This is a genomic window from Deltaproteobacteria bacterium (assembly GCA_030654105.1).
Taxonomy (GTDB): Bacteria; Desulfobacterota; SM23-61; order SM23-61; family SM23-61; genus JAHJQK01.
On the sequence record JAURYC010000330.1, the window covers coordinates 1 to 3708 of the forward strand.

General features: G+C 50.7%; 3 protein-coding genes. All 3 read right to left on the reverse strand.

The features are described 5' to 3' along the window. Positions 1–106 precede the first annotated feature (106 nt). Positions 107–1069, reverse strand: coding sequence for a DUF362 domain-containing protein (locus Q7V48_14595; protein ID MDO9211955.1), 963 nt, complete (start codon positions 1067–1069; stop codon positions 107–109). Further along, positions 1066–2022 (reverse strand): hypothetical protein, encoded by a 957-nt coding sequence (locus Q7V48_14600; protein MDO9211956.1) that lies wholly within the window; start codon positions 2020–2022, stop codon positions 1066–1068. Before Q7V48_14600 ends, Q7V48_14595 begins: the two co-directional genes overlap by 4 nt. Positions 2023–2034: 12 nt before the next feature. Next, a partial coding sequence (locus Q7V48_14605; GenBank protein ID MDO9211957.1) for a thiamine pyrophosphate-requiring protein occupies positions 2035–3708 on the reverse strand: 1674 nt, incomplete at its 5' end.

Sequence of the window (3708 nt, forward strand, 5' to 3'; positions counted from 1 at the left end):
ATAAGAATTTATTCGGTTAAACAAAATCTTCTTTAGATTGTAAGTATTTTCAACATTTTGCGGTATTTTGGGGGGGTTGGAGAATTGAAAACTTTCTTGCGCATGGTTATAGATGGTCGGTTGAAATTAGATTCGCAGGGAAAACCTCACGGTGATATGAACCTGTCCGCTGGCTATGAATACCTTGTCCGTTTTTTGACCACTCCAGCTTGATCAGGTCGATACGGTTCAGGTCGCTGACGCCGAGGTGGTATTTTTTATCGGCCACGGTGATATGAATGGGAGGAACATCGAGCGCCCGGTCCTCGCCGAAATAGGCGGTGCGTTTCACCTGCAGGAGGCGGGCGCCTACCGCGTCCACAGCTACAGGATCCGTCCCCACGATCAATCCTTTATAAGGCCAGACATACCGCCGATCAAAAAAATGGGCCCCTCTTCCATAAAATTGAGGTTGGAGGGCGCTGAGGATATTCAAACGGGTCTTTCCTTGCACAAGGGGATAAGTCCAGATCTTGCCCAGGTCGGAGCAGGCCTCACCATGATAGGCCGATGGATCCGGTACGAACATAATGTAATTTTTCAAACAGCTGCCAACACCTGACCAGTGATGGGTTCTCACCGGGCGCACATTGACCAAGGCCGTGGAATTCAGGAAAACGGGATTGTGTAAAACCCCGCGATCGTCGATGGCTATGTTTTTTTCGGCGACTCCCACATCCAGCAGGCGTTTCCGGATGGCTACTTCCAATTCTTTTGGAGTGGGCATTTTATACCAAGCATTACTTTTAATGCCCACCACGTCCGACCTTTTGACAAGTCGATGCCAGGCCTGAAGGGTTTCGCTCTCTGCCAATAGGGCCCTGAGGGCTTCATCCAGCATGTTGCGAAGAATTTCCCCGTGAACTTTTCCGCCTACCGTCAAAACCTCGGCATTTCGAATCAGGACGACCTTGGCCTTTTGCTCCGCTTGGGCCATGGCTGAAATCCCTGAATGAAAGGCTACCGTCAGGGCAACTCCGGCTGTTCCCCGAAGAAAATCCCTGCGCGTAATGACTCGTGGTTCTTTCATATCCCCTTCCCTTTTAACTTTGCTTCGGTGGCCTTGAGCAATTCATCCGCATCCGCCAAGGCTGGAGCTCCGAAAACGGCCAGGATGAATTCCTTTTGCCTCTTGGCCATTGTCCATTTGCGGTCTTCGGTTTGCAAAAAGCCCTTTTCTGTCGCTTCAGGCATGTAAGCCTTTTTAAAACTCTGTAAAGCATCTTCAGCCTGCTTTTCCGTCGGATATTGAATCAGGAGCAGATGGACCTTATGGGTACCGCGCAAGTATTGGGCGAGAACGGCTTCGGCTTGCGGGTTTAAGTGCAAAATATTTTGGTTGGCAATATAATAACGCTGGTTTAAAAGGACATGGTTTCGGAGATAACGGATACTCTTTTGAATAAGCCCAACCTGCGTATCGGGTAGGTAAGTGATCAGTTTTGGTGCCGGGCCGCTCTTCGGGATGGCCTGGGCCACTTCTTTTCCCAAGCGGATAATCACAGACTCTAATTCGGGACCCTCCCCTTCCCCGTAGATGCTGACGAAATATTGGCCCTTCCAGAACCTCAGCATTCCCCCCCCAAATTCTGACCCCTGGCCGATCCCGGCATCCTTATCCTGTCTTTCGAAGGAGAAAATTCCATAGGCATCCGCGGACGATCCCATTGTAAAAATTTCAACGGTTAGGGGTGGCTGCCCGGATTTTTCCAACTGGTAAACATCAAGACTCTGAAAACGATAAGCCAGATAAAGTTCCGCCGCTCCATCCATATAATCAAAGAGCGTACGAGGATTAAAATTTCTTATCTTCCCATCCCACTTCCAACCGCCGGTTTCTGCAGGAAATGAAATTTCCAGTTTCATTGGTTCATTCGGCTCCCCTGCAGCCACCTGGGCCGGGATGAGAATTAAATTCAGGATAATCAAAAGAATCCAAACGCGCATGGCCAATGAATCGGACGCAGATTTTCTGCGTCCCATAAAAGGTTTTAGTCAGGGATGGTTGCAAATGACATTGAGGAGGGCCTGGCGCTTTTCTTTCCTGACCGCTTTCACCGCCCGTTTGAGTGCCGGAATGATGGCTTCCGGATCTTCAACTCTCTCCCCGTAGCCCCCAAAGGCTTCCACAATTTTTTCATAGGCCGGGGCAGGCTCAAGATCGCAAAGGACAAAATGATTTTCTTTGGCGGCCCAACCAGCAGGATAAAGATCTTTAACCGATCCTTTCACCGCGTTCCAACATTGATTGTTGAAAACGACGACAACTACGGGAAGGTTTTGGGCAACGAAATGACAGGCAGTGGGGGCGGTAAAATGGTACGTTCCGTCTCCCATACAAACCACCGGAACACAATCTGGCCGGGCGAGTTTAACCCCCAAGGCTGCTCCGAAACACCATCCGAGTCCACTGGACATTGGCGATCCGTAGAAGGACCCCGGTTCCTGGATGGAAACTTGATGAGCCCGCAGGTCGTATTCATTGATGAGCACCGTATTCCCATCCCGGACTTTTCCCACGCAATAAGACAACCATTCCATATCGATGGGTCGAGCTTTGCTTTGTTTTTCGGCCATGGCTTTCCAGGTTGTTTTTTGGGCTTTGTGCTCCTCGGCCAAGCGCTTGAACCGTTCCAAAATAATTTTCTTTTTTTTCGCTTTATAAAAAGAAAGGGCTTCCCGCAAAGATCGCAATCCCGCTTCCGGATCAGAGGCAATGGGAACGTCCACAGGAAATGTGCGCATGGGATAACGGGAGAAATAAGGATCAATGCCCATCTGGATTACTTTGGCCTCCGGTTTCGGCTTGACTTTGATGGGGAACCAGGGAACATCGCATTCGATGACCAAAATTACATCAGCCGTTTCCACGAACCTCATGGGATCAAATCCTAAGTGCAAGGGATGTTCGCTGGGAAAATTTAGATAAAGGTTGCTTATGGCCATGACCACGGGGATGGCAAACGATTCGCATAACTTCACCAGTTCTCCAACCGCTGCCGGGTTCTTCCCTACCATCGAGGTAATTACCAGAGGATTCTCCGCATCTCGTAACAATTCAGCCGCTTGGCGGATGGCTTCGGCGTCCGGCCCGGGTTTGGCGTAGAGTCTCGGGCCGGAAGGGGTATAGGTAAACTCCCGGTGCTCCTCGGCCAGGACCTCGCGCGGAAGGCTCAAGTAAACCGGCCCTTTCGGCTCGGACATGGCAATGTTTAACGCCCGATCGACGACCTTTTCTAATTGGGTGAAATTCCTCAATTCGTAATCCCATTTCACGTATTCGCGGAGCATAGAGGCCTGATCGAAAGATTCCTGGGCCCAATGAATGTGCAGATTCCGACCCCCTTTCATTTCCCCTTCGGTAATCGGCGTCCTGCCGGCCGTGAAGATCAAGGGAATGCCCGCTCTCGAAGCATTCATCACCCCAGTCAGGCCGTTGGAGGTTCCCACGTTTACGTGGACCATAACCACCTGGGGTTCGCCGGTGACCATAGCAAAACCATGAGCCATGCTAACGGCGGTGAACTCATGGGGCACCAAAACAGGTTGGGGGAAATCCTTTTTTTCAGCAGCGAAGCGGGCAAAACCGTCAACTAAGGGGGCGAAGTCTGTGCCCGCGTTGCCGAAAAAGTACTTGATCCCCCGGTCTTTAAGAAGTTCCAGATAGGC